The 25,267-nt window shown below is 62.3% G+C and carries 21 protein-coding genes; 2 read left to right on the forward strand and 19 right to left on the reverse strand.

The window, feature by feature from the left end:
• Window positions 1-57: 57 nt before the first annotated feature.
• The 14 genes from purF to leuC form a co-directional block, all read right to left on the reverse strand.
• The gene (purF, locus tag HX803_RS25310) at window positions 58-1,563 is read right to left on the reverse strand and encodes an amidophosphoribosyltransferase (RefSeq protein WP_058426877.1); all 1,506 of its coding nucleotides are present in this window, start codon (window positions 1,561-1,563) and stop codon (window positions 58-60) included.
• Between the two features lie 41 nt (window positions 1,564-1,604).
• The gene (locus HX803_RS25315; protein ID WP_003212681.1) at window positions 1,605-2,162 is read right to left on the reverse strand and encodes a CvpA family protein; all 558 of its coding nucleotides are present in this window, start codon (window positions 2,160-2,162) and stop codon (window positions 1,605-1,607) included.
• A 257-nt stretch (window positions 2,163-2,419) separates the two neighbouring features.
• Window positions 2,420-3,082 (reverse strand): SPOR domain-containing protein, encoded by a 663-nt coding sequence (locus tag HX803_RS25320; RefSeq protein ID WP_178924438.1) that lies wholly within the window; start codon window positions 3,080-3,082, stop codon window positions 2,420-2,422.
• Window positions 3,066-4,373, reverse strand: a complete 1,308-nt coding sequence (gene folC, locus HX803_RS25325; protein ID WP_178924440.1) for a bifunctional tetrahydrofolate synthase/dihydrofolate synthase — start codon at window positions 4,371-4,373, stop codon at window positions 3,066-3,068. Before folC ends, HX803_RS25320 begins: the two co-directional genes overlap by 17 nt.
• On the reverse strand, window positions 4,370-5,290 hold the full coding sequence (gene accD / locus HX803_RS25330) for an acetyl-CoA carboxylase, carboxyltransferase subunit beta (protein ID WP_025856447.1): 921 nt from the start codon (window positions 5,288-5,290) through the stop codon (window positions 4,370-4,372). The genes folC and accD overlap by 4 nt, the downstream gene beginning before the upstream one ends.
• 244 nt (window positions 5,291-5,534) lie before the next feature.
• Window positions 5,535-6,167 (reverse strand): phosphoribosylanthranilate isomerase, encoded by a 633-nt coding sequence (locus HX803_RS25335; protein ID WP_178924442.1) that lies wholly within the window; start codon window positions 6,165-6,167, stop codon window positions 5,535-5,537.
• Window positions 6,168-6,231: 64 nt separating this feature from the next.
• A complete protein-coding gene (gene truA, locus HX803_RS25340; protein WP_178924501.1) occupies window positions 6,232-7,056 on the reverse strand; it encodes a tRNA pseudouridine(38-40) synthase TruA in 825 nt (274 codons plus the stop codon).
• 232 nt (window positions 7,057-7,288) lie between these two features.
• Window positions 7,289-9,880, reverse strand: a complete 2,592-nt coding sequence (locus tag HX803_RS25345; RefSeq protein ID WP_178924444.1) for a FimV family protein — start codon at window positions 9,878-9,880, stop codon at window positions 7,289-7,291.
• Window positions 9,881-10,042: 162 nt separating this feature from the next.
• Entirely contained in the window at window positions 10,043-11,053 is a 1,011-nt protein-coding gene (locus tag HX803_RS25350; protein WP_178924445.1) for an aspartate-semialdehyde dehydrogenase, read from the reverse strand.
• A gap of 254 nt (window positions 11,054-11,307) precedes the next feature.
• The gene (gene asd / locus HX803_RS25355) at window positions 11,308-12,420 is read right to left on the reverse strand and encodes an aspartate-semialdehyde dehydrogenase (protein WP_178924447.1); all 1,113 of its coding nucleotides are present in this window, start codon (window positions 12,418-12,420) and stop codon (window positions 11,308-11,310) included.
• Between the two features lie 64 nt (window positions 12,421-12,484).
• Window positions 12,485-13,567 carry a 3-isopropylmalate dehydrogenase gene (gene leuB, locus HX803_RS25360; RefSeq protein ID WP_178924449.1) on the reverse strand — a complete coding sequence of 361 codons (1,083 nt, stop codon included), beginning with the start codon at window positions 13,565-13,567 and terminating at the stop codon, window positions 12,485-12,487.
• A 53-nt stretch (window positions 13,568-13,620) separates the two neighbouring features.
• The gene (locus HX803_RS25365; protein ID WP_178924451.1) at window positions 13,621-14,385 is read right to left on the reverse strand and encodes a class I SAM-dependent methyltransferase; all 765 of its coding nucleotides are present in this window, start codon (window positions 14,383-14,385) and stop codon (window positions 13,621-13,623) included.
• Between the two features lie 131 nt (window positions 14,386-14,516).
• Window positions 14,517-15,161, reverse strand: coding sequence for a 3-isopropylmalate dehydratase small subunit (gene leuD, locus HX803_RS25370; RefSeq protein ID WP_178924453.1), 645 nt, complete (start codon window positions 15,159-15,161; stop codon window positions 14,517-14,519).
• Between the two features lie 10 nt (window positions 15,162-15,171).
• The gene (gene leuC / locus HX803_RS25375) at window positions 15,172-16,590 is read right to left on the reverse strand and encodes a 3-isopropylmalate dehydratase large subunit (RefSeq protein WP_178924455.1); all 1,419 of its coding nucleotides are present in this window, start codon (window positions 16,588-16,590) and stop codon (window positions 15,172-15,174) included.
• Window positions 16,591-16,729: 139 nt separating this feature from the next.
• On the opposite strand from leuC, the gene HX803_RS25380 reads away from it, so the two are divergent.
• Both HX803_RS25380 and HX803_RS25385 read left to right on the forward strand, forming a co-directional pair.
• A complete protein-coding gene (locus HX803_RS25380) occupies window positions 16,730-17,620 on the forward strand; it encodes a LysR family transcriptional regulator (RefSeq protein ID WP_178924457.1) in 891 nt (296 codons plus the stop codon).
• A 66-nt stretch (window positions 17,621-17,686) separates the two neighbouring features.
• A complete protein-coding gene (locus tag HX803_RS25385; RefSeq protein ID WP_178924459.1) occupies window positions 17,687-20,965 on the forward strand; it encodes an EAL domain-containing protein in 3,279 nt (1,092 codons plus the stop codon).
• Between the two features lie 3 nt (window positions 20,966-20,968).
• Here HX803_RS25385 and HX803_RS25390 read toward each other — a convergent pair whose 3' ends face one another.
• The 5 genes from HX803_RS25390 to HX803_RS25410 all read right to left on the reverse strand — a co-directional run bounded on the left by HX803_RS25390 (window position 20,969) and on the right by HX803_RS25410 (window position 25,249).
• Window positions 20,969-22,240: a hypothetical protein gene (locus HX803_RS25390; protein WP_178924461.1), complete on the reverse strand. Its 1,272-nt coding sequence runs from the start codon at window positions 22,238-22,240 to the stop codon at window positions 20,969-20,971.
• 120 nt (window positions 22,241-22,360) lie between these two features.
• Window positions 22,361-23,323: a tRNA-dihydrouridine synthase gene (locus HX803_RS25395; protein ID WP_178924463.1), complete on the reverse strand. Its 963-nt coding sequence runs from the start codon at window positions 23,321-23,323 to the stop codon at window positions 22,361-22,363.
• A gap of 66 nt (window positions 23,324-23,389) precedes the next feature.
• Window positions 23,390-23,821, reverse strand: a complete 432-nt coding sequence (locus HX803_RS25400; RefSeq protein WP_178924465.1) for a thioesterase family protein — start codon at window positions 23,819-23,821, stop codon at window positions 23,390-23,392.
• Window positions 23,822-23,860: 39 nt separating this feature from the next.
• On the reverse strand, window positions 23,861-24,694 hold the full coding sequence (locus HX803_RS25405) for an alpha/beta hydrolase (RefSeq protein ID WP_178924467.1): 834 nt from the start codon (window positions 24,692-24,694) through the stop codon (window positions 23,861-23,863).
• A 15-nt stretch (window positions 24,695-24,709) separates the two neighbouring features.
• The gene (locus HX803_RS25410) at window positions 24,710-25,249 is read right to left on the reverse strand and encodes a TetR/AcrR family transcriptional regulator (protein WP_178924469.1); all 540 of its coding nucleotides are present in this window, start codon (window positions 25,247-25,249) and stop codon (window positions 24,710-24,712) included.
• Between the last annotated feature and the right edge of the window lie 18 nt (window positions 25,250-25,267).

Genomic DNA, 25,267 nt, shown 5'->3' on the forward strand with positions numbered 1-25,267 from the left:
TCCTTACTCAATTCTTTATTTAAGATACAAAACCGGCCCCTCAGGGCCGGTGTTTACTCAGTTGTTGTACAGATCGATGATCGCGCTGACCGCCTGGGTCTTGATCTTCGACGAGTCATTACGCGCCTGCTCGATCTTGTTCAGGTAGGCCTCGTCGACGTCACCGGTCACGTACTTGCCATCGAACACGGCGCAGTCGAACTGCTCGATCTTGATCTTGCCACCACCGACCGCTTCGATCAGGTCCGGCAGGTCCTGGTAGATCAGCCAGTCGGCGCCGATCAGGTCGGCCACGTCCTGGGTCGAACGGTTGTGAGCGATCAGCTCGTGGGCGCTCGGCATGTCGATGCCGTACACGTTCGGGTAACGCACAGCAGGCGCCGCGGAACAGAAGTACACGTTCTTCGCACCGGCTTCGCGGGCCATCTGGATGATCTGCTTGCACGTGGTGCCGCGCACGATGGAGTCGTCCACCAGCATCACGTTCTTGCCGCGGAATTCCAACTCGATGGCGTTGAGCTTCTGACGCACCGACTTCTTGCGCGCTGCCTGGCCGGGCATGATGAAGGTCCGGCCGATGTAGCGGTTCTTCACGAAGCCTTCGCGGAACTTGACGCCCAAGTGGTTGGCCAGCTCCAGCGCAGCGGTACGGCTGGTGTCCGGAATCGGGATCACCACGTCGATGTCGTGCTCAGGACGCTCGCGCAGGATCTTCTCGGCCAGCTTCTCGCCCATACGCAGGCGCGCTTTGTAGACCGAAACGCCGTCAATGATCGAATCCGGACGCGCCAGGTAGACGTGTTCGAAAATGCATGGGGTGAGTTTCGGCGCCACGGCGCACTGACGGGTGTGCAGCTTGCCGTCTTCGGTGATGTACACCGCTTCGCCCGGCGCGAGGTCGCGGATCAGGGTGAAGCCGAGCACGTCCAGGGACACGCTTTCGGAGGCGATCATGTACTCGACGCCTTCGTCGGTGTGACGCTGGCCGAACACGATCGGGCGGATGCCGTGGGGGTCACGGAAACCAACGATGCCATAACCGGTGACCATGGCCACGACGGCGTAGCCACCGACGCAACGGTTGTGCACGTCGGTCACGGCGGCAAACACGTCTTCTTCGGTCGGCTGCAGCTTGCCGCGCTGGGCCAGCTCGTGGGCGAACACGTTGAGCAGCACTTCCGAATCGGAACTGGTGTTGACGTGGCGCAGGTCAGATTCGTAGATCTCCTTGGCCAACTGTTCAACGTTGGTCAGGTTACCGTTGTGCGCCAGGGTGATGCCGTAAGGCGAGTTGACGTAAAACGGTTGAGCTTCGGCCGAAGTCGAGCTACCGGCAGTCGGATAACGCACATGGCCAATGCCCATGTGCCCGACCAGGCGCTGCATGTGACGCTGATGGAACACGTCACGAACCAGGCCATTGTCCTTGCGCAGGAATAACCGGCCGTCGTGGCTGGTCACAATACCGGCAGCGTCCTGGCCGCGGTGCTGGAGGACGGTTAGCGCGTCATACAGCGCCTGATTGACGTTCGACTTACCGACGATACCGACGATGCCACACATGCGACGCAACCCCTACTTAATGAATCTTGACTGAACACAACTTACTGAGGCGTTTTGGCCGGTAAGAGGTGCTCCTTGAACGGAAGGTCAGCGGGTACGCTGATTCCGCTGGCCAGCCACTGACTGCTCCACCCCAATATGAGGTTCTTGGACCAATCTGCAACCAATAGAAATTTTGGCACGAGTACCGACTCCTGCCACCACGAATCCTGCTGTACTGGCCCCAGGCTCAACAGCCCGACCGCCACAACCACCAGCAAGCCGCCACGTGCGGCGCCGAAGGCCATGCCGAGAAATCGATCGGTCCCGGAGAGGCCGGTGACACGTATCAACTCGCCAATAAGATAATTGACCATTGCCCCCACCAGCAGCGTGGCGATGAACATGATGGCGCAGCCCGCGATGACGCGAGCCGAAGGTGTCTCGATGTATCCGGCCAGGTAGACCGACAGTGAACCGCCGAACATCCAGGCTACGACTCCTGCGATGATCCAGGTCAGCAACGACAGTGCTTCTTTTACGAAGCCGCGGCTTAGACTGATCAAAGCGGAGATGGCGACGATGGCAACGATCGCCCAATCAACCCAGGTAAATGGCACAGTGCAGCCTACGGACAGATGAGGCGGCGCATTTTAGCAGAGCGCTGGGCTGTCGGTAAGCTGTGATTACGGCTGCTTTGCAAATCAATAGGTTGGGGTTAGAAAACCCGATTTCAACCACACCCCAAAACCCATGTGGGAGCTGACTTGCCTGCGATAGGGCCGGCACATTCAACATTACTGTTGATTGACCCACCCTCATCGCAGGCAAGCCAGCTCCCACATTTGGCTTGCATTCCAATCAGAGACTGGCGGTATTAACCGCGCTCAGGCTGGAAACGGGTCACGAAACCCTTGAGGTTCTGCTGGCGATCCAGCAGGTCCCGCAGCCGGTCCGCCTCGGCACGCTCGATCAGCGGTCCGATAAACACGCGGTTCTTGCCATCGGCGCTGCGGATATAGGCGTTATAACCCTGGCTGCGCAGTTTTTTCTGCAAGGCATCAGCACCTTCACGGTTGCCCAGGCTGGCCACTTGGATGGACCAGCTGATCGGCAAACCATTCGGGTCGATGCGGCTCTGACCCACATCCGGCTTACCCGGCGCAGCCGGTTGCGGCGCTACCGGTTTGGGCGCAGGTGCTGGGGCAGCGGGCTTCGCGGCTGCCACCGGCGCAGCAGGCGCTGGCTTGACCACTGGCACACTCGGCTGCACAGGCGCTGAAGGCGGCTGCTGGGCAGCCACTTCCGCATCGCTCGGCACCGGCTCTTCCTCCGGCAATGCCTGGGGCTCGGGCACCACCACCGGCTCAACCTGTACCTGGGGCACTGCAGGCGCCTGGGGCGCAGCCGGGGCCTCTACGACAACCTGGCGCTGCTCGTCCTGGCGGGAAAACAGCATCGGCAAAAAAATCACCGCCAACGCCACCAGAACCAGGGCTCCGACCATTCGCTGCTTGTATGCGCTATCCAGTAATGCCATGTGCAGCTTCCTCCGTGGAGCGCCGGGCCAACCACTCAAGCGCCTCGGCAACACAATAAAATGATCCGAACAACAGAATCTCATCGTCAGGTGTGGCAACGGCGCACTGCGCCTCAAGGGCATCAGTCACGCTTGCATACGACGCCACCGGCGCACCAAGGTTCTGCAAGGCCGCTTCAAGCTCGGCGGCCGGGCGGCTACGCGGCGTATCCAGCGGCGCTACAGCCCAGGCCTGGACATTGCCCAGCAAGGGCGCAACCACGCCCTCCAGGTCCTTGTCGGCCAGCAAGCCAAACACGGCAAGGCGGCGACCGGCCGGCGGCGTGCGGGACAAACGCTGCGCCAAGTACTCGGCCGCATGGGGATTGTGTCCCACGTCCAGCAACAGGTTCAGGCGCTTACCCTGCCATTCGAACTCACGACGATCCAGACGCCCCACCACGCGAGTCGCCAGCAAGGTAGCGGCGATCTGCTCGGCACTCCAAGGCAGGTCCAGCAGCAGATAGGCCTGCAGGGCCAGTGCGGCATTTTCCATCGGCAGGTTCAGCAACGGCAGGTCGCGCAACTCGACAACTTGGCCGCGTCCATCACGCCCACGCCATTGCCAGTGCTGCTCACCGATCTCCAGGCTGAATTCGCGGCCACGCAGGAAGAACGGGCAATCCAGCTCACGCACCTTGTCGAGCAAGGTGTGCGGCGGGTCAAGATCACCACACAGCGCCGGCTTGCCCTGGCGGAAGATCCCGGCCTTTTCAAAGGCGACGGACTCGCGGGTATTGCCCAGATAATCGGCGTGGTCCACACCAATGCTGGTGATCAACGCCAGGTCGGCGTCCACCACATTGACCGTGTCCAGGCGCCCGCCCAGGCCAACTTCCAGCACGACCACATCCAGCTGGGCACGCTCGAACAGCCAGAACGCCGCCAGGGTGCCCATTTCGAAGTAAGTCAGGGAAATCTCGCCACGCCCGGCATCGAGTGCGGCGAAGGCTTCGCAGAGTTGCTCATCAGTGGCTTCGACGCCATTGAGCTGCACCCGCTCGTTATAACGCAGCAGGTGCGGGGAATTGTACACGCCCACTTTCAGCCCTTGGGCTTGCAGCAGCGCGGCGACAAAGGCGCAGGTAGAGCCTTTGCCGTTGGTACCGGTCACCGTGATCACGCGCGGTGCCGGGCGGCCCAACCCGAGGCGGGCCGCTACCTGTTGCGAGCGCTCCAGGCCCATGTCGATGGCGGACGGATGCAACTGCTCAAGGTAGGCGAGCCATTCGCCCAGGGTACGTTGGGTCATAGGTTTGCTGGCACCGGTGGCACGACGATCGGTTCGACTTTAGGCGCAACGTACACAGGGGTAGGCAGGCCCATCATCTGTGCCAGCAGATTACCCAGGCGTGGGCGCAGCTCGCCACGCGGGATGATCAGGTCGATGGCGCCGTGCTCCAGCAGGAACTCGCTGCGCTGGAAGCCTTCCGGCAGTTTTTCACGCACGGTCTGCTCAATCACGCGAGGGCCGGCAAAGCCGATCAGGGCCTTTGGTTCGCCAACGATCACGTCACCCAGCATCGCCAGGCTGGCGGAAACGCCGCCGTAGACCGGGTCGGTGAGCACGGAGATGAACGGAATGCCTTCTTCACGCAGACGCGCCAGTACCGCAGAGGTCTTGGCCATTTGCATCAGGGAAATCAGGGCTTCCTGCATGCGCGCACCACCGGAGGCGGCGAAGCAGATCATCGGGCAACGGTTTTCCAGGGCGTAGTTGGCAGCGCGCACAAAGCGCTCACCGACGATGGCACCCATGGAGCCGCCCATGAACGAGAACTCGAACGCCGACACCACGACAGGCATGCCCAGCAGCTTGCCGCTGACGGAAATCAACGCGTCTTTCTCGCCGGTCTGCTTTTGCGCAGCGGTCAGGCGGTCCTTGTACTTCTTGCCGTCGCGGAACTTGAGACGGTCGACCGGCTCCAGGTCAGCACCCAGCTCGTTGCGACCTTCTGCATCAAGGAAGATGTCGATGCGGGCGCGGGCGCCGATACGCATGTGGTGGTTGCACTTGGGGCAAACGTCCAGGGTCTTTTCCAGCTCCGGGCGGTACAGCACCGCGTCGCAGGATGGGCACTTGTGCCACAGACCTTCAGGAACCGAGCTTTTCTTCACCTCGGAACGCATGATCGAAGGGATCAGTTTGTCTACTAACCAGTTGCTCATGCTTTCTTTCTCCAGTACCGGTGGCTTGAACACAGCCCCGCGTATGCCCTTGAGCTAAATTCATATGTGGCGATGACGCATGCAGGACGGGGTCAGGTGTTCGACCGGCCATTTCCTGCACACTTCCTCAGCCTTCCAGACAACCTGCCCGTGCAAGGTTGCCACTTCATTTCCGGGCCTCCCGCAGGCGGCGCCGGGCTGTTTTACACAGTGGTAGTTATGGACGGCGGCAGACTGCCAGCCGTCACATCCCGCCACTGCTGTTGCGCACGGCTTGCATGAATGCGCGAATCTTGGCGTGATCCTTGATGCCCTTGCCCTGCTCCACCCCACCGCTGACATCCACGGCATACGGGCGCACCTGCTCAATCGCAGCCCCGACATTCGCGGGGTTGAGCCCGCCCGCCAGGATGATCGGCTTGCTCAGGCCCTCGGGAATCAGCGACCAATCGAACGCCTCCCCCGTCCCCCCGGGTACGCCTTCGACATAGGTGTCCAACAAAATCCCGCGAGCGCCGGTGTAGGCCGCGCATGCCGCCGCGATATCGTCGCCGGCCTTGACGCGCAACGCCTTGATGTAAGGGCGCTGGTAGCTTTCGCACTCATCAGGGCTTTCGTCACCGTGAAACTGCAGCATGTCCAGCGGCACGGCATCCAGGGTTTCGTTGAGTTCACAGCGGCTGGCGTTGACGAACAAGCCCACGGTGGTCACGAACGGCGGCAGCGCGGCGATGATCGCCCGTGCCTGCAAGACATTCACCGCACGCGGGCTCTTGGCGTAAAACACGAAACCGATGGCATCCGCCCCCGCTTCGACTGCCGCCAGCGCGTCTTCTATGCGGGTAATCCCGCAAATCTTGCTGCGAACGGCGGACATGTCGTGAAAACCTCAGGCATCGGACCGATAAAGTCCCGGATGGTAACAAAAGCTTTTCCGGGCGTCAGCCGCCAAGTTCGCTGAAACCGGTGAGGAAGTGTGGCCCGATGAAACGTTCCGGCAATTCGAACTCGTCGCGATACTCCACATCCACCAGGTACAGGCCGAAAGGGTGAGCCGTCACGCCGCCGGTACGGCGGATCCGGCTTTCCAGCACCTCCTTGGCCCATTCCACCGGGCGCTCGCCCGTGCCGATGGTCATCAACACACCGGCAATGTTGCGCACCATGTGATGCAGGAACGCCCCGGCGCGGATATCCAGCACGATCATCTTGCCGTGACGGGTCACCCGCAGGTGGTGGACTTCCTTGATCGGCGACTTGGCCTGGCACTGGCCGGCGCGGAACGCACTGAAGTCATGCACGCCGACCAGATACTGCGCGGCCTCGGCCATGCGGTCTGCGTCCAGCGGGCGGTGGTTCCAGGTGATTTCTTCGTTGAGGTGCGCCGGGCGGATCTGATCGTTGTAGATCACGTAGCGGTAGCGCCGGGCGATGGCCTTGAAGCGCGCATGAAAGTGCGCAGGCATGACCTTGGCCCAACTGACGCTGACATCATGGGGCAAGTTGATATTGGCGCCCATGACCCACGCCTTCATCGAGCGCTCGGCTTGGGTATCGAAGTGCACCACCTGGCCACAGGCGTGCACACCCGCGTCCGTACGCCCGGCGCACATCAACGACACCGGCGAGTCGGCGACCTTCGACAAGGCGTTTTCCAGGGTTTCCTGCACCGTCGGTACACCCGAGGCCTGGCGCTGCCAGCCGCGATAGCGCGAGCCTTTGTATTCCACGCCCAGGGCGATGCGGTAAAAGCCTGCGGCCGCCATTTCGGCAGCCGGGTTATCTATATTTGCCAAGAACTGAGAGCCTGATGAGTTGCGCAAAGGTGGCCATTATAAAGGCCGAAATAGCGAGATGGGCGCTTTTGTTAAGGACTGGCGCCGAGCCAAATGTGGGAGCGGGCTTGCTCGCGAATGCGCAGTGTCAGTCACTGCAAATGGTGACTGAACCATCGTATTCGCGAGCAAGCCCGCTCCCACATTAGAGTTTCGTCGCCCGTCAGATACGGCCGAGCATTTCCTTGGCCTCGCCGCGCTGAACCTCGTCACCTTCGGTCAGCACTTCGCTGAGAATGTCCCGCGCACCGTCGGCATCCCCCATGTCGATATAGGCCTGGGCCAGGTCCAGCTTGGTCGCGACTTCATCGGTGCCGGAGAGGAAATCGAATTCCGGCTCATCGCCTCCCAGCGCCGCGTCTTCAGCAGTAAAGGACGGCTCGATGGGCGGATGCTCCAGACTCTGGGACAGACGATCCAACTCAGCGTTGACGTCATCCAGCTCCGACGCAAATGCATCGGGCTTGGCAGCGCCAGGCGCCTCTGGCTCATCGGCCAGGGACAGGTCGAAGTCTTCCGGCAGGTCGAAATCGTCCAGCGCAGCCGGCGTGAGGGTCGGCGGTTCAACGGCTGGCACGTCCTTCATCTGGTCTTCAAGGCCCGAGAGGAAGTCGTCATCGGACTGCGCAGAGCCCGGCGCGTCCAGTTGCAGGTCCAGGTCAAAGTCCGACAGATCGTCCGGGCTGGCCTTGGCATCGGTCTGCTGTTGCAGCACCGACTCAAAGCTCAACTCATCATCCGGGATGACCACAGCCGGGGAAGCCGCTTCCAGGTCGTCCAGGCTCAGGTCGAAATCGGTGTCGAACGCATCAGCCTCGGGAGCAGGCGTCGGCGCCGGTGCGGCCGGTTTGTCTTCCAGCAGGTCCTTGACGTACTGGGCGTCCAGCGCGGCGGCGGCAACCGCGGCGCTGACACCGGCCGCCAACACGGCCATGGCCGGGAAGCGCGACTTGAGCTGTTCAACCTGGGCATGGTTTTCACCATTGGCCACCAGTTGACGCTCCTGAGTCACGAAACCGTCCTTATCGTTTTGCAGGCCGTAGACTTCCATCAGCTTCAAACGCAGGTCGCTGCGCTTGGGCTCGTGCTTGATCGCCTGCTCCAGCACATCGGCGGCCTGGTTCAGGTGGCCGCGATCGATATGGGACTGGGCCTGCGCCAGGGCGTCGCTGGAATTCATCGGGGCCACTGCAACGGCCAATGGCGCGAGCACGGAGGCAACGGTTGGTGTGATTACCGGCTCCTCAACCACCGGGGCGGGGGTTGGGGCCGCTGCCAGCTTTACATTGGGAGCTGGCACCTCCAGGCCTTCGAAGCTGTCTGGTGGCAGGTCATGATCGAGGTTGGAGGTGAACTCCGGCTCTTCCGCCAGCGCCCGCGCCATGCGCAGGTGTTTTTCCTCTTCGCGGCGAGCGTTGCGATGGCGCGCCCACAGCAGCAGGAGCAGCAACACCACCAGGCCCGCCGCACCGCCGACCACGCCGAGCACGATCGGGTTGGTCAGCAGGTCGTTGAATTTGTCTTCGGCCGAGGCAGGCGCGGCTTGCGGCTTGATCGGCTCAGGGGCTGGCGCAGTGGCTTCCGGGGTCGCAGGCGCAGGCGTGGCAGGTGCCGCGGCGGCCGGAGCGTTGGCCAACTGCGCCGACATCGCTGCCGTCGCAGGGGCAGCAGCCGGGTCGCCTTTTTCGGCCTGCAAGCGCGCCAGCTGATCGTTTTTCAGCTGGATCAGCTTTTGCAGCTTGTCCAACTGGCTTTGCAGATCGGCCGCACGGCTTTTCAGTTCTTCATTGTCGCGACGGGTGGTGTCCAGTTGTTCCTGAGTCATCGCCAGCTTGTCGCTCAGGGCGCGGTTGTCACCCGCCTTGCCCTTCGCGCCTTTTTTGGCGGACTCGGCCGAGACCAGGCTCAGGTTGTCCTGGGTGTTGGTGCTTGAGGGTGCACTGCCCGCCTGGGTCCGCTTGGTGGCGTCCAGTTGTTGCTTGCCGGCCACCGGGTTCGTCGCCGCGCGACGGCCCTGGCGCCAGGCATTGTTCTGCGCAGTCACCTCGGCAATGGCCTTCGATTGCGGCAGGCTGGTGGCTTGCACACGATCCGGCAGGCGCAGGACCTGGCCGGTTTTCAAACGGTTGATATTGCCATCGATGAAGGCATCCGGGTTGAGCGCCTGGATCGCCAGCATCGTTTGCTGCACCGACGCGCCATTACGGTTCTTCTCGGCGATTTCCCACAGGGTGTCGCGCGAAGTCGTGGTGTGCTGGGCCGGTTTGCTGAAGGCAGGCGCGGTATTCGCCGGCGCGCTCAAACGCACTGTCGGCGCAGGAGCCGCTGCCGTCGGTGCAGGTGTTGCCTGATCGAACTTGGACGGGTCGAGCAGCACGCTGTAGTCGCGCATCAGGCGGCCATTGGGCCATTGCACCTGCAGCAGGAAGCGTATGTAGGAATCGGGCAACGGCTTGCTGGAGGTGACACGCACCACGCTGCGCCCGTTAGGGTTGATGACCGGGGTAAACGTCAGGTCATTGAGGAATGCCTGGCGATCGACGCCCGCATCTACAAACGCCTGGGACGACGCCAGGCTCGGGGTGATCTCGGACGCGGTGAGGCCACCGACATCGAGCAGTTCGATTTCCACCGACAACGGCTGGTTCAACTTCGACTTGAGGGTCATTTCCCCCAGCTGCAGCGCCTGCGCCATACCGGAGGACAGCGCCGAGGCGGCCGCTATTGCTAACACCAGTTTGCGAACTTGAACCATAGCCTCATCCTTTGTCTGAACACTCCCCGGCCCGCGAGAAGGTTGGTAACCGCTGCCATAAGGCATGGCGAGCCGATAGGTCACCGACGCGCATCTTTTGCTGCTTGGGGCCAAGCATAGCGCCTGGCTAGAATCAATCTACAAATTGCCGCCAAGTATCTTTTACGCAAGGCCTTTTATCAACAACTGCGCCAGCTGCACCGCATTCAGGGCGGCGCCTTTGCGTACGTTATCTGACGTCAGCCACAGATTTAGTTCCGCGGGGTCATCCACACCTGCGCGAACCCGGCCCACGTAGACCACGTCCTGGCCCACCGCATCGCCCACGGCCGTTGGGTAATCGCCCTCCTCGACCAGCTCGATACCCGGTGCAGCCTCAAGCACGCGGTTGACGACCGCCAGATCGACCGGCGCCCCCAGTTGCAATGACACAGTCAGGCTATCGCCAAAAAACACCGGGGCTTGAACGCAGGTTGCGGAAATCTTCAGCAACGGCATGTCCAGTACTGCGCGCAGCTCGTGTACGAGGCGTTTCTCCAGGGCTGTATGACCTTGGGCGTCTGGCTTGCCGACCTGGGCCAGCAGGTTGAAGGCCATTTGCCGATCAAAGAACTGCGGCTCCAGCGGTCGCACGTTCAACAGCTCGGCGGTCTGCCGGGCCAACTCACTGACGGCTTCGCGGCCCTGGGCCGACACCGCCAGGTTGGCGGTGACGCTGACGCGCTGGATATCGAGCAACCCGCGCAACGGCGCCAGCACCACTGCCAGATTGGTGGCCGATGGGCTTGGACTACCGAGCTGAAATGGTTTGCTCAGCCCGCTCAACACGTGCGCATTGGCCTCCGGTACAACCTGAGGCGCTTGTTCTGCAGGCAAGGCACCGGACAGATCGATCACCGAGCAACCCGCCGCCGTAGCACGCGGGGCGAAGCTCAAGGTTACAGCCGGGCCCGCGGCAAAGAACGCCAACTGCACCTTGCTGAAATCGAACTCGTCGACTTCCTTGACCCGCACGTTCTTGCCGCGAAACGGCACGGACGCACCGGCCGAGTTGCTGCCGGCCAGCAAATGCAGGGCACCCACCGGGAAGTCCAGTTCTTCGAGGATCTGCACCAGGGTTTCACCGACAGTGCCGGTGGCGCCGATCACGGCGATATCAAAGGTCTGGGTCATGGGGGCTGCCTCGGGCATTGCGGGGGGAGCGGCACTTTACCGGGTGGCTGGGGGTGAGGCAATTGAACCGGCTTATGCGGTGGAGCTGATGGCCCTATCGCAGGCAAGCCAGCTCCCACATTTGACCGTGTTCACAAATCAAAATGCGGGAGCTGCGGTGCGACGATTCGACTTGCCTGCAATGGCGACCTCAAGAACAACAAAAAACCCGCGCCTGTCACCAGAACGCGGGTTTTTCTTATTGCCTTACGCGATCAACGCTCCAGCAAGATCCGCAGCATGCGGCGCAGCGGTTCGGCCGCGCCCCACAGCAGTTGGTCGCCAACGGTGAACGCGCCCAGGTACTGGGTGCCCATGTTCAGCTTGCGCAGGCGGCCCACCGGTACGTTCAGGGTGCCGGTGACCTTGGTCGGGCTCAGCTCCTGCATGCTGATGTCGCGGTTGTTCGGCACCAGCTTGACCCATGGGTTGTGCTGGCTGATCAACGCTTCGATATCGGCGATCGGCACGTCTTTGTTCAGCTTGATGGTCAGTGCCTGGCTGTGGCAGCGCATCGCGCCGATACGCACGCAGATGCCGTCCACCGGGATCGGGCTCTTGAAGCGACCGAGGATCTTGTTGGTCTCGGCCTGGGCCTTCCACTCTTCGCGGCTCTGGCCGTTCGGCAGCTCTTTGTCGATCCACGGGATCAGGCTGCCGGCCAATGGCACGCCGAAGTTCTCGGTCGGGTAGGCATCGCTGCGCATGGCTTCGGCCACGCGGCGGTCGATGTCGAGGATCGCGCTGGCCGGGTCGGCCAGTTGATCGGCCACGGCCGCGTGGGTCGCGCCCATCTGCTTGATCAGCTCACGCATGTTCTGCGCGCCGGCACCGGAGGCCGCCTGATAGGTCATGGCACTCATCCACTCGACCAGGCCGGCTTCGAACAAGCCACCCAGGCCCATCAGCATCAGGCTGACGGTGCAGTTGCCGCCGACGTAGTTCTTGGTGCCCGCATCCAACTGCTGGTCGATGACCTTGCGGTTCACCGGGTCGAGGATGATCACCGCGTCGTCCTGCATGCGCAGGCTCGACGCGGCGTCGATCCAGTAACCCTGCCAGCCGGCTTCGCGCAGCTTGGGGAAGACTTCGCTGGTGTAGTCGCCACCCTGGCAGGTCAGAATCACGTCGAGGGTTTTCAGCTCTTCAATGCTGTAGGCGTCCTTGAGCGGGGCAATATCCTTGCCCACAGACGGCCCTTGGCCACCCACATTCGAAGTGGTGAAAAACACCGGCTCAATAAGATCGAAATCCTGCTCTTCCAGCATCCGCTGCATGAGCACGGAACCGACCATACCGCGCCAACCGATCAGACCTACACGTTTCATCGCAACTACACCTTGTTAAAAAGTGGGCCGCCTGCAGCAAACTTCTGCAAGGGGGCCCGAGAGATTACAGATTCCGCAGCGCGGCGACTACTGCGTCGCCCATTTCTTGCGTTCCAACTTTGGTGCAACCCTGCGACCAGATGTCGCCGGTGCGCAAACCCTGGTCCAGCACCAGGCTCACGGCCTTCTCGATGGCGTCGGCCGCTTCACTCAGGTTGAAGCTGTAACGCAGCATCATCGACACCGACAGAATGGTCGCCAGTGGGTTGGCAATGCCTTGGCCTGCGATGTCTGGCGCCGAACCGTGGCAAGGCTCGTACATGCCCTTGTTGTTGGTGTCCAGGGACGCCGACGGCAGCATGCCGATGGAGCCGGTGAGCATCGAGGCCTGGTCGGACAGGATGTCGCCGAACAGGTTGTCGGTGACGATCACGTCGAACTGCTTGGGTGCGCGCACCAGTTGCATGGCAGCGTTGTCGACGTACATGTGGCTCAGTTCGACATCCGGGTAGTCCTTGGCCACTTCTTCGACGATTTCACGCCACAGCTGGCTGGAGGCCAACACGTTGGCCTTGTCCACCGAGCAGACCTTCTTGCCACGCACACGGGCCATGTCGAAGCCGACACGGGCGATACGGCGGATTTCGCTTTCGCTGTACGGCAGGGTGTCGTAGGCCTGGCGTTCGCCATTCTCCAACTCACGCACGCCACGTGGCGAGCCAAAGTAGATACCGCCGGTCAGTTCACGCACGATCAGGATGTCCAGGCCCGCGACCACGTCCGGCTTGAGGCTCGACGCATCAGCCAATTGCGGGTAGAGGATCGCCGGGCGCAGGTTGCCGAACAGGCCCAGTTGCGCACGGATCTTCAACAGGCCGCGCTCAGGGCGGATGTCACGTTCGATCTTGTCCCATTTCGGGCCACCCACGGCGCCGAGCAGTACGGCGTCCGCCGCACGGGCGCGGTCCAGGGTTTCATCGGCCAGCGGTACGCCGTGCTTGTCGATGGCGGCGCCGCCGATCACGTCGTGGCTCAGCTCGAAGCCCAGGCTGTACTTGGTGTTGGCCAATTCCAGGACCTTGACCGCTTCGGCCATGATTTCCGGACCAATACCGTCGCCAGGGAGAATCAGAATCTGCTTGCTCATGGGTTCCTCATTTCATCAAGCGGCCTGCCCGCGGGCAGGTCGGGAAAAATCGATCAGCGCTCGGCAAACACCACCAGCACGTCGGTGCTGAAGGTGCCGTCGGCTTGAATGTCGTAGTAGTCACGCACTTCCTGACCCATCGCCTGTTGCAGCTCAAGGATGGCTGCGCGCAGCACCTCTGGCGTGCGCATGCGCTCGACCCACGAGGTGTATTCCAGGCGCAAGCGTTGGCGGCTGCTGTTGCGCACATGCAGGCCGGACTCACTGAGCTGCTGCATCCACTCGGCGGCGCTGTAGTCACGCACGTGGCTGGTGTCGCGCAGCACTTCGACGGTTTGCAGGTAAGTGTCCAACAGCGGGCTGCCCGGTGACAAGACGTCGACAAAGGCCGCCACGCCGCCCGGCTTCAGCACCCGGCGCACTTCGCGCAGGGCCAGGCCGAGGTCGCTCCAGTGGTGGGCCGAATAACGGCTGAACACGAAGTCGAACTCGCCATCGGCGAACGGCAAGCGTTCGGCGGCGCCGTGCACGGTGCGGATGTTGCCCAGGTTACGGTCTTTCGCAGCGGCGGCGACCACGTCGAGCATCTGCTGGGACAGGTCGTAGGCCACCACTTCGTTGACCAGCGGCGCAACGTGGAAGCTGACATGACCGGCACCGCAGCCCAAATCCAGCAGTCGCGCACTGCCCTGCCCGGCCAACTCGGCCTGCAGCAGCGCAAATTCGGTGCCTTGGGCGTGCACGGCACTGCTCAGGTAGGCGGAGGCTTGCTCGCCGAATTGTTTTTGCACGACTTGGGTGTGGGCGGTGGTGGTCATGGTGGTTTTTCCTTGGGTTTTGGGGTGGTTGTACGGGCGCTATCGCCGGCAAGCCAGCTCCTACAGTTGGAATGCATTCCAATGTGGGAGCCAGGCTTGCCCGCGATGGGGCCTGCACGGTCTACCGCCAATCAAGCATCGCGAAACAACCAAGGCTGGCTCGCCCGGTGCTTGGCTTCAAACGCGGCAATCGCGTCGCCGTCCTGCAAGGTCAGGCCGATGTCGTCCAGGCCATTGAGCAGGCAGTGCTTGCGGAAAGCGTCCACTTCAAAGTGATACACCTTGCCATCCGGACGGGTCACGGTCTGCGCGGCCAGGTCGACGGTGAGCTGGTAGCCCTCCTCGGCCTCCACTTGCTTGAACAGCTCATCCACTTCGGCATTGCTCAAGATGATCGGCAGCAAGCCGTTCTTGAAGCTGTTGTTGAAGAAGATGTCGGCATAGCTCGGCGCGATGATGCTGCGAAAGCCATATTCTTCCAGGGCCCATGGCGCGTGTTCACGGCTGGAACCACAACCGAAGTTCTCGCGGGCCAGCAGCACACTGGCGCCTTGGTAGCGTTCGGCGTTGAGCACGAAGTCCTTGTTCAGCGGGCGCTTGGAGTTGTCCTGGTAGGCGTAACCCACGTCCAGGTAGCGCCACTCGTCGAACAGGTTGGGGCCGAAACCGGTGCGCTTGATCGACTTCAAGAACTGCTTGGGGATGATCTGGTCGGTGTCGACGTTGGCACGATCCAAAGGGGCGACAAGGCCGGTGTGTTGGGTAAAAGCACGCATCGGGTATTCCTCAGATCAATTCGCGAACGTCGATGAAACGACCGTTGACGGCAGCGGCAGCCGCCATGGCCGGGCTGACCAGGTGAGTACGCCCACCGGCGCCCTGGCGCCCTTCGAAGTTACGGTTGGAGGTGGAGGCGCAATGCTCGCCCGACTCCAAGCGGTCCGGGTTCATCGCCAGGCACATCGAGCAGCCTGGCTCGCGCCATTCAAAACCGGCTTCGAGGAAGATCTTGTCCAGGCCTTCGGCTTCGGCTTGCGCTTTCACCAGGCCCGAACCCGGCACCACGATGGCTTGCTTGATGGTCGAGGCCACTTTACGGCCTTTGGCGATGACGGCTGCGGCGCGCAGGTCTTCGATCCGCGAGTTGGTGCAGGAACCGATGAACACGCGATCCAACTGGATATCGGTGATCGCCTGGTTGGCCTGCAAGCCCATGTACTTCAAGGCGCGCTCGATGGAACCGCGCTTGACCAGGTCGGTTTCCTTGGCCGGGTCCGGCACGTTCTGGTCGACGGCCAACACCATTTCCGGCGAGGTGCCCCAGCTGACTTGCGGCTTGATCTGGGCAGCGTCGAGCTCGACCACGGTGTCGAACACCGCATCGGCGTCGGAGACCAGGTCTTTCCAGGCTTCGACAGCGGCCTCCCAATCGGCACCTTGCGGAGCGAATGGACGGCCTTTTACGTATTCAACGGTCTTTTCGTCCGCCGCCACCATGCCCACGCGGGCACCGGCTTCGATGGACATGTTGCAGATGGTCATGCGGCCTTCGATGGACAGGTCGCGGATCGCGCTGCCGGCGAACTCGATGGCGTGGCCATTACCGCCGGCGGTGCCGATCTTGCCGATCACGGCGAGCACGATGTCCTTGGCGGTCACGCCGAACGGCAAGGTGCCCTCGACCTTGACCAACATGTTCTTCATCTTTTTGGCGACCAGGCACTGGGTGGCGAACACATGTTCCACCTCGGAAGTGCCGATGCCATGGGCCAAGGCGCCGAACGCACCGTGGGTGGAGGTGTGGGAGTCACCGCAGACCACGGTCATGCCCGGCAAGGTGGCACCCTGCTCCGGGCCGATCACGTGAACGATCCCTTGACGCACGTCATTCATCTTGAATTCGGTGATGCCATATTCGTCGCAGTAGTCGTCGAGGGTCTGCACCTGCAAGCGCGACACCTGGTCGGCGATGGCGTCGATGCCGCCTTTGCGCTCGGGAGTGGTCGGTACGTTGTGGTCCGGTGTGGCGATGATGGAGTCGACGCGCCAAGGCTTGCGCCCGGCCAGCCGCAGGCCTTCGAACGCTTGGGGCGAGGTCACTTCATGGATGATGTGACGGTCGATATAGATCAGCGACGAACCATCGTCGCGCCGTTTCACTTCATGGGAATCCCAAAGCTTGTCGTAAAGCGTTTTGCCGGCCATCAGTCGGTCCTCATCAGCGGTATTTCATACGCCGGGCTTTTCAATAACCCTTTGGCTTGTGAGGCTGATGGTATGGCGCTACATTAAATAACTCAAATTCATATTTTTTATGCTTTGGATTACCAACTGGAATACAGCAATGGACCTGGCCAACCTCAATGCCTTTATCGCCATCGCCGAGACCGGCAGCTTCTCCGGCGCCGGCGAACGCCTGCACCTGACCCAACCGGCCATCAGCAAGCGCATTGCCGGCCTTGAGCAACAATTGAAGGTGCGCCTGTTTGATCGCCTGGGCCGTGAAGTCGGCCTGACCGAGGCCGGGCGGGCCTTGCTGCCCCGCGCCTATCAGATCCTCAACGTGCTGGATGACACCCGCCGCGCCCTCACCAACCTCACCGGCGAAGTCAGCGGGCGGCTCACTCTGGCCACCAGCCATCACATTGGCTTGCACCGCCTGCCCCCGGTGCTGCGCACCTTTACCCGGGAATACCCCAACGTGGCGCTGGATATTCAGTTCCTCGATTCGGAAGTGGCCTACGAAGAAATCCTCCACGGCCGCGCCGAAGTGGCGGTGATCACCCTGGCGCCCGACCCGCACAACCTCGTCCGCGCCACGCCGGTCTGGGATGACCCGCTGGATTTCGTGGTCGCGCCGGAACACAGCCTCACCAGCAACGGCACCGTCAGCCTGGCGGATATCGCCAAGCACCCGGCAGTTTTCCCCGGTGGCAACACCTTTACCCACCATATTGTCAGCCGGCTGTTCGAAGCCCAGGGCCTCACGCCGAACATCGCGATGAGCACTAACTACCTGGAAACTATCAAGATGATGGTCTCCATCGGCCTGGCCTGGAGCGTGTTGCCGCGCACCATGCTCGATGATCAGGTGGCAAGTATCGCTTTGCCGGGCATACAGCTCAGTCGCCAGCTAGGCTATATCGTGCACACCGAAAGGACGCTGTCGAACGCTGCGCGGGCTTTCATGAGCCTATTGGATGCACAGGTCGATCTGCCAGGGATACCGGCATGAAGCTGTGCGGCCTCAAGGCCTGAACCAACCCGCGCCGAACGCCCATCGAGCCAAGGCCCTTTGATAATGCGCAACCCCGTCGATTCCGTGCCACCCCTGCCCCGCATCTACGCCCTTGACCCTCAAGAGGCGGAACAGAGCTGGGACAGCGCCCCACAGCTGCTGGCAGCGCTGAACGCTGCCCGGCTGGGTGCGTGGTGCTGGGAAATCGACAGCGGGCGCATCAGCTGGTCGCGGGGCACCCAGGCGCTGTTCGGCTTCGACCCCCGGCAGCCGCTGCCCAAGGACCTGGACTACCTCGACCTGCTCGCCCCCGAAGACAGTGCCCGTGTGGTGCGGGCCTTTCATGCCGTGCTGGCCGGCGAACCGTTCGAGCAGGCCATGCACCACCGCATCCAATGGCCCGACGGCAGCCTGCACTGGCTGGAAATCAACGGCAGCCTGGCGCCAGACAAGGCCGGCCGCCGTCGCATGATCGGGGTGATCCGCGAAATCACCCACCAGCGCGAACGGGAAAATGCCCTTGGCCACTCCGAAAAACGCTTCGCCACGCTGTTTCACCTGTGCCCGAACATGGTGTTGCTCACCCGCCAGTCCGACGGCCTGATCAGCGAGGCCAACCAGTATTTCGAGATGCTGTTCGGTTGGCCGGTCGCCGACGTCATCGGCCGTACCACCCTCGACCTTGGCCTGTGGCGCCACCCCGAACAGCGTGCGCTGCTGGTCAAGACGACCCAGCGCAAAGGCGAGCCGATCACCATGGAGGTGCAGTTTTGTGCCAGCAACGGCCAGATCCACGATGGCACCCTCAGCGCGCAGAAAGTCGAGCTGGAGGGCGAGGCCTACCTGATCAGTACGTTCCTGGACACCACCGAGCGCAAAAACGCCGAGCAGGCCCTCAAGGACAGCCAGGAGCGCCTCGACCTGGCCCTGGACTCGGCGCAGTTGGGCACCTGGGACTGGCACATCCCCACCGGCATGCTCTACGGCTCGGCCCGCGCCGCCCAATTGCACGGCCTGCCGCCCGAACCCTTCCATGAATCCTTCGATGCATTTTTCGAGGGCATGTCCGATGAAGACCGCGAAGGCATGCGCAACGCCTACCGCAGCCTGCGCGAAGGCCCTGAAGGTAACTATCAACTGACCTATCGCGTGCTGATGGAGGACGGCAGCCCGCGCTATCTGGAAAGCCGCGCACGCCTGTACCGCGATGACGCCGGCAAGCCGCTGCGCATGGCCGGCACCTTGTTGGACATCACCGACCAGGTGGAACGCGAGCAACGCCTGACTGCTTCCGAAGAAAAGTTCGCCAGCCTGTTCCAGGCCAGCCCCGACCCCATTTGCGTCACGTGCCTGGACAGCGGCGAATTCATCGAGATCAACCCCGCCTTTACCCAGACGTTCGGCTGGACAGCCGCCGAGGTCATCGACAAGAGCGCCGACCAGATCGGCCTGTGGGACGACTCCAGCAAACGCCTGCAGCGCATCGAGCGAGTGATTCGCGAGCAATCGTTGAGCAATGTGGCGATTGTGGTGCATCACAAGAACGGCCAGAGCCTGACCTGCGTGATTTCCAGCCGGCTGATCAAGGTCGGCGACCAGCCGTGCATCGTCACCACCTTGCGCGACATTACCCAGCAACAGCGTTCGGAAGCGGCGCTGAAGGCCAGTGAAGAGAAGTTCGCCAAGGCCTTCCATTCCAGCCCCGACGCCATTTCCATCACCGAGCGCGATACCGGCCGGTACGTGGAGGTCAATGACGGGTTCTGCCGACTGACCGGTTATCGCGCCGAAGAAGCCATCGGCCTCACCCTGTACCAGATCGGCATCTGGGCCGATGAAAACCAGCGCGCTGCGCTGCTGGCGGAGTTGCAGATCAAGGGGCGCATCCATCACCTGGAAATGCTCTGGCATAACAAGCGCGGCGAGTTGCTGGCGGTGGAAGTGTCGGTAGAACCGATTACCCTCAACGAGACGCCCTGCCTGCTGCTGACCGCCCGCGACGTGAGCCTGCTGAAAAATGCTCAGGCGCAGATCCGCCACCTGGCCTACCACGACCCGCTGACCAACCTGCCCAATCGCGCCCTGCTGATGGACCGCCTGAGCCAGCAGATCGCCCTGCTCAAGCGTCACAACCTGCGCGGCGCCCTGCTGTTCCTGGACCTGGACCACTTCAAGCACATCAACGATTCACTCGGGCACCCGGTGGGCGACACCGTGTTGAAAATCGTCACCGCGCGCCTGGAAGCCAGCGTGCGCATGGAAGACACCGTGGCGCGCCTGGGCGGTGACGAGTTTGTGGTGCTGCTCAGCGGCCTGGATGGCACGCGCACCGAAGTCAGCGCCCAGGTGCAGGAACTGGCCGACACCTTGCGCGAGCTGCTCTCGGAACCGATGTTCCTCGACGGCCACCGCCTGCAGGTCACGCCGAGCATTGGCGTGGCGCTGATCCCCGATCACGGCTCCACCCCGGCCGACCTGCTCAAGCGCGCCGACATTGCCCTGTACCGCGCCAAGGATTCGGGGCGCAACACCACGCAGATGTTCCACAACAGCATGCAGAAAACCGCCAGCGAACGCCTGCGCATGGAAACCGACCTGCGCCTGGCCTTGTCACGTGGCGAGTTCAGCGTGCATTACCAGCCTCAGGTGGATGCGCGTGGCAACAAGATCATCGGCGCCGAAGCCCTGGTGCGCTGGCAGCACCCGCAACTGGGCGCGCAATCGCCCACGGAATTCATCAAAGTGCTGGAAGACAGCGGCCTGATCCTGGAAGTGGGCACCTGGATCCTCGACGAAGCCTGCGCCGCCTTTCAGCAATTGATCGCCGACGGCCTGGTAGACCCGCTGAAGTTCAGCCTGTGCGTGAACATCAGCCCGCGCCAGTTTCGCCAGAACGACTTTGTGGAACGGGTGCAGCGCAGCCTCAGCCAGCACCAACTGCCGTGCAGCCTGCTGAAGCTGGAGATCACCGAAGGCATCGTGATCCAGAACCTGGACGACACCGTAGCCAAGATGCGCCGCCTGAAAAAGCTCGGCGTCAGCTTTGCGATGGATGATTTCGGCACCGGCTATTCGTCGCTGACCTACCTCAAGCGCCTGCCGGTGGATGCGCTGAAGATCGACCAATCGTTTGTGCGCGATGCAACCCACGACCCCAACGACGCCGAAATCATCCGCGCCATCGTAGCCATGGCCCGCAGCTTGAACCTGGAGGTGATCGCCGAGGGCGTGGAAACCCCGGAACAATTGGCGTTTTTGCAGAGGCTGGGTTGCCACGTGTTCCAGGGGTATTTGCATAGCCGGCCGTTGCCGATCGAGGGGTTCAGGCGGTTGTTGGGGTAGCCGTCATACCAACTTCTGCGCCCACAAACTATTGCTCATCCAACTCGATGAAAGAAGGCTTTCCTTCTTCCCAAACAGGTCGAGGGCGCCATCAATCACGGCCACTGAATGCCCATTACCGGCCAAGGTACCAATGGCGCCCTTGGCCAGTTCCTCCGCATTGCTTTCGCGTATGTAGGCAAACAAGCCCAATCGGCGCAGTGCATTACCAGGGAAATCACCGTCGTTGAGCGTCTGCATGGCCACTTCGAAACTCTGCCTTGTGCGAAAGTCGTTGTTCTCCGATTGCGCTCGCTTTGCGCTCACCGCATACAAGAAGTTGGCATCCTCCAGCAACACCGGATCAGCCCCCGTCAATTGCGACACCCGCCTGGCCTTGGCCAGTTCTTCATGAGTAAGCGTTAAGGGGAAGCCGTCGCGCATAGTGACTTCAAAACCCTCGGGGCGCTCAGTCACCGTACGAAAAATATCCTTCGGTTTCTGCCCAAATCTCATCATCGCAGCCTTGATCGCCGACACTGTCGCGCAATTGCCATTGGCGCCCTGATAAAAGCCGCTCCAGATATCCTTAGGCTTTTCACTGGTGGGCACTGCCCCAGCCGAACTCGACCGCGAAGTACTGGGGAACAATCTGTAGCCATAGCGATTACCGACTGGCATTGGAAAGCCATCGCGGCGACCGACCCCGTCCACGACCAATGTGCTGCCAAAGTTGTGGGTACCCATCACCGCCACCACGCCCTCGCCCACCATCTCACCCGGCGACACATATTGGGACAGGCCATACACCCCCATCCCCTGCAAGCATCTCAATGTGGTTTCACCCTGGAGCGTCTTGGCCAGCGCCGCCGCAAAACTCGCATACCCCCCGACGCTCTGCTTGCGTTTCACAAAGACCGCCAATGCAAAGTTGGCAGCCCTGACCACCTCAACGTCATCACCACCAAACCTCGATGCCTGGGCCACTTGGCTCAATTCATCCTGCGAGACATGCACTTTGAATTCATCTTTCATCGTCACGTCGTAGCCGCTACCAGAAGACGTGACTTGATCGAACATGTCGGCCGGCGTAGGACCCAGTGTCGCCATCATCATTTTGATCACGGCAGCATGGCTTGTGCCGTCAAAGTTCTCACCAAACCGTCGCTCGGCGACATTAAAAGCGTTAGCCCAGTTGGTGGTTTTTTCCGCCACCGGCACTGAAGGCTGCCCGGCGGAGAACGGGTACTGAGGCGGTGATGCAAAAGCGGGGGCGTTTAATACCGGAGCATTCATGAACCATGATTCCTGAGGGATGTACCCGAGGTTCGTGGGCTCCAGCGTTATTCGGTTCCGACCATCCCATTTCACAATAAGAAAAGGGCGCCAATGGCGCCCTTTCTTGAAGAGGTATCGCTACGCCGCGACGGCGGGATGTGGCATGCCCAGCAAGCGGCTGACCTGCTCCAGCTCGGTCTCCCGGCGCAAGGCCGTGAACAGCTCCACCGCCTCGGGGTAGTTGCGTGTCAACATTGCCAGCCATTGTTTCAAGCGGCCCGGCGCCTGGCGCTCGGTCAGTTGCTCGACCGATTGGGTCCAGAAATCCTGGAGCATGGGTTGCATCTGCGCCCAGGTCATTTCCACCACCTCTTCGCCGGCGCGCGCGGCGGCAATCTGGCGCGCCAGGTCGGGACGTGCCACCAGGCCACGGCCGAGCATGATGTCTTCGGCGCCACTGACTTCACGGCAGCGCTTCCAGTCTTCGACACTCCAGATGTCGCCATTGGCGAATACCGGCACCTTGACCACGTCCTGCACACGCGGGATCCACTCCCAATGGGCGGGCGGCTTGTAGCCATCGGTCTTGGTGCGCGCATGCACCACGATATGCGCCGCGCCGCCTTCGGCCAGGGCCGTGGCGCACACCAGCGCGCCGTCCGGGCTGTCGAAGCCCAGGCGCATCTTGGCAGTCACAGGGATGTGCGCAGGCACCGCACGACGTACGTGCTCAACGATCTGATTGAGCAACTCCGGCTCCTTGAGCAGCACCGCACCGCCACGAGACTTGTTCACCGTCTTGGCGGGGCAGCCGAAGTTCAGGTCGATCACTTGCGAACCCAGCTCACAGGCCAGGGCGGCGTTTTCCGCCAGGCACACCGGGTCGGAGCCGAGCAATTGCACGCGCAGTGGCACGCCCGCCGCGGTGTGGGCACCGTGCAGCAGCTCCGGGGCGAGCTTGTGAAAATAGGCCGGGGTGAGCAGGCGATCATTGACGCGGATGAACTCGGTCACACACCAGTCGATACCGCCGACACGGGTCAGCACGTCCCGCAGGATGTTGTCGACCAACCCCTCCATGGGCGCCAAAGCAATTTGCATGGAAAACACTCAACAAAAATCGTGGCGCAGTTTACTGGGTTTCCCACCGCAACCGTTAACCCCCTGTCAGTTGCGCAGCGCCGGGCCGTAACCGTCGAGGAACTCGGCCGGCATGCGCTTGGGCTTGCCAGTGGACAGTTCGATGCACACAAAGGTGGTTTGCGCACGCAGCAGGGTCGCGCCATCGCGAGGGCGCATCAGCTGGAAGCGACGGGTCATTTTCAGGCGCTGGTCCCAGTCGACGATCCAGGTGGCCAGTTGCAGCTCGTCGCCCTCATAGCCGGCGGCTAGGTAGTCGATCTCATGGCGCACCACGGCCATGGCACGGTCCAGGCGGCGATACTCGGTAAGGTCCAGCCCCAGGCGCTGGGAATGGCGCCACGCGCAGCGCTCCAGCCAGGACACGTACACCGCGTTATTGGCGTGCCCCAGGCCGTCGATGTCTTCAGCGGCGACCTGCAGGTCGATGATAAACGGTGTTGCCAGATCCCAGCCCATGCCTTGCTCCAGTCGATTGATGTCGGCGGGAGCAGTGTATCAGGCGGTTTGCCGCTCCTGCACACGACGACCGGCCAGCAGGGCCAATACGCCCTCGATCACGCGGGGATCGGCCAGCACGCGCTGGTGCCCGCCCTGCTCCAGGCGCAGCAGGCGGCTGTCGAACCAGGCCTCGTGGATGGCCTGGGACGCCTTGACCGGTACGAACGTGTCGTCTTCGGCGTGCACGATCAGGCCGGGCATATTCATCTGGTAGTGAGCCACATCCAGGTGCTTGAGCGGCATGCCGAAGGTTAGCTCGACCTCCTGGATAAACGCCGAGCGCGCACGCGGCGGCAAACCCACCATCCGGGTAAAGCCGCGCAGCACATCGAGAAAGCGCGACGGCGCAGCAATACTGACCAGCGCCTCGGTACGCAACCCCAGTTGCACCGCCAGCATCGCGCTGGCGCCGCCCATGGAGTGACCGACCACGGCGTGCAAGGGTGGCAACTCATTGGCCGCCTCCAGCATGGCTCGGGCGAACAGCAGCACGTGCGCCTCACGCCCCGGCGAACGACCATGAGCCGGGCCATCCAAAGCAATCACCGAATACCCGTTTTGCACCAGGGCGGTGATCAGGCTGGCAAACTGTGTAGGGCGCCCTTCCCAGCCGTGCATCAACAGCACCGCAGGACCTTGCCCCCAACGCAGGGCGGACAAACCGAAACGCAAGGTGATGCGCTCCGATTGCGCCAGCAGTGGCAACTCCCAGTCACGCGGCGGCAGGTCGCGCGGGGTCATGAAGGTACGCCGCATTCTGCCCGCCACCGTGTGCGGCGCCAGGCGGCCAACGGTGTTATTGAAACCACGAATCCAGGTCAGGGCGCCCATGATGCGAATCCTCTCTTAGCGCACGGCCGACTTGGCTGCGCGTAACACACGGTCGGACAACTCACCCGGGCCCAAGGCGCGAGCCAGGGCCAGGCCACCGATCATCAACGCCATGTCGGCCAGGGCCTTGTCGGTGTCTTCGGGGCTGGCGGCCAATTGGGCGGCCATCAGCTCCACGTGTTCGTTCAAGGCGTCGCGGAAGGTGTCCGGCAGGCGCGCCATCTCGCCGACAGTGGCGGGGATCGGGCAGGCCTGGGCCGTGGAGTCGCGGTGCTTGCGCGACAGGTAGAACGCGGCTACCAGGCTCCTGCGCTCTTCACCGGTCAGTTGCTCGTCCATGTCGTCGATCGACGCGCGGCGCTTGGCCAACAGTTGAGTGAAAGCCTCCAGCATCAGCGCGTCCTTGCTTTCAAAGTGCGCGTAGAACCCACCGACGGTGAGCCCTGCCGCTCCCATGACTTCCCCGACGCTCGGCTCGGCCGGGCCGCGCTGGATCAACGCCGCACTGGCAGCCTGCAGAATGCGTTCGCGGGTTTGCGCTTTTTTATCGCTCATCAAAGCCTCCGTTTCTCA

Origin of the sequence: Pseudomonas sp. P7548 (genome assembly GCF_013386585.1) — a bacterium.
Taxonomy (GTDB): Bacteria; Pseudomonadota; Gammaproteobacteria; order Pseudomonadales; family Pseudomonadaceae; genus Aquipseudomonas.

What these genes read in the sequence shown, in the direction of transcription:
- purF (WP_058426877.1), bottom strand. Translation starts at nt 1,563, where the DNA reads ATGTGTGGCATCGTCGGTATCGTCGGTAAGTCGAACGTCAATCAGGCG.
- HX803_RS25320 (WP_178924438.1), bottom strand. Translation starts at nt 3,082, where the DNA reads ATGGCATTACTGGATAGCGCATACAAGCAGCGAATGGTCGGAGCCCTG.
- folC (WP_178924440.1), bottom strand. Translation starts at nt 4,373, where the DNA reads ATGACCCAACGTACCCTGGGCGAATGGCTCGCCTACCTTGAGCAGTTG.
- accD (WP_025856447.1), bottom strand. Translation starts at nt 5,290, where the DNA reads ATGAGCAACTGGTTAGTAGACAAACTGATCCCTTCGATCATGCGTTCC.
- HX803_RS25335 (WP_178924442.1), bottom strand. Translation starts at nt 6,167, where the DNA reads ATGTCCGCCGTTCGCAGCAAGATTTGCGGGATTACCCGCATAGAAGAC.
- truA (WP_178924501.1), bottom strand. Translation starts at nt 7,056, where the DNA reads ATGGCGGCCGCAGGCTTTTACCGCATCGCCCTGGGCGTGGAATACAAA.
- HX803_RS25345 (WP_178924444.1), bottom strand. Translation starts at nt 9,880, where the DNA reads ATGGTTCAAGTTCGCAAACTGGTGTTAGCAATAGCGGCCGCCTCGGCG.
- HX803_RS25350 (WP_178924445.1), bottom strand. Translation starts at nt 11,053, where the DNA reads ATGACCCAGACCTTTGATATCGCCGTGATCGGCGCCACCGGCACTGTC.
- asd (WP_178924447.1), bottom strand. Translation starts at nt 12,420, where the DNA reads ATGAAACGTGTAGGTCTGATCGGTTGGCGCGGTATGGTCGGTTCCGTG.
- leuB (WP_178924449.1), bottom strand. Translation starts at nt 13,567, where the DNA reads ATGAGCAAGCAGATTCTGATTCTCCCTGGCGACGGTATTGGTCCGGAA.
- HX803_RS25365 (WP_178924451.1), bottom strand. Translation starts at nt 14,385, where the DNA reads ATGACCACCACCGCCCACACCCAAGTCGTGCAAAAACAATTCGGCGAG.
- leuD (WP_178924453.1), bottom strand. Translation starts at nt 15,161, where the DNA reads ATGCGTGCTTTTACCCAACACACCGGCCTTGTCGCCCCTTTGGATCGT.
- leuC (WP_178924455.1), bottom strand. Translation starts at nt 16,590, where the DNA reads ATGGCCGGCAAAACGCTTTACGACAAGCTTTGGGATTCCCATGAAGTG.
- HX803_RS25380 (WP_178924457.1), top strand. Translation starts at nt 16,730, where the DNA reads ATGGACCTGGCCAACCTCAATGCCTTTATCGCCATCGCCGAGACCGGC.
- HX803_RS25385 (WP_178924459.1), top strand. Translation starts at nt 17,687, where the DNA reads ATGCGCAACCCCGTCGATTCCGTGCCACCCCTGCCCCGCATCTACGCC.
- HX803_RS25390 (WP_178924461.1), bottom strand. Translation starts at nt 22,240, where the DNA reads ATGAATGCTCCGGTATTAAACGCCCCCGCTTTTGCATCACCGCCTCAG.
- HX803_RS25395 (WP_178924463.1), bottom strand. Translation starts at nt 23,323, where the DNA reads ATGCAAATTGCTTTGGCGCCCATGGAGGGGTTGGTCGACAACATCCTG.
- HX803_RS25400 (WP_178924465.1), bottom strand. Translation starts at nt 23,821, where the DNA reads ATGGGCTGGGATCTGGCAACACCGTTTATCATCGACCTGCAGGTCGCC.
- HX803_RS25405 (WP_178924467.1), bottom strand. Translation starts at nt 24,694, where the DNA reads ATGGGCGCCCTGACCTGGATTCGTGGTTTCAATAACACCGTTGGCCGC.
- HX803_RS25410 (WP_178924469.1), bottom strand. Translation starts at nt 25,249, where the DNA reads ATGAGCGATAAAAAAGCGCAAACCCGCGAACGCATTCTGCAGGCTGCC.